We start from the raw sequence: 302 nt of genomic DNA on the forward strand, positions 1-302 counted from the left end.
TGTCTCTGGTTTCCCTGCTTCTCCACTATCACCCGGTAAATCTGGCGTTGACCCTTCCTCACCTGGTAAATCTGGTGTCGTTCCCCCTGTTCCTGGTGTCTCTGGTTTCCCCGCTTCTCCACTATCACCCGGTAAATCTGGCGTTGTTCCTTCCTCACCTGGTAAATCCGGTGTTGTTCCTCCTGTTCCTGGTGTCTCTGGTTTCCCTGCTTCTCCACTATCACCCGGTAAATCTGGCGTTGACCCTTCCTCACCTGGTAAATCTGGTGTCGTTCCCCCTGTTCCTGGTGTCTCTGGTTTCC

At 53.6% G+C, this 302-nt stretch carries 1 pseudogene; it reads right to left on the reverse strand.

The window, feature by feature from the left end:
* Window positions 1–302 (reverse strand): annotated as a pseudogene (locus tag K5V21_RS19850) (hypothetical protein); the annotation flags it as partial.

The sequence above is a fragment of the Clostridium sardiniense genome, assembly GCF_019753795.1.
GTDB lineage: Bacteria > Bacillota > Clostridia > Clostridiales > Clostridiaceae > Clostridium > Clostridium sardiniense.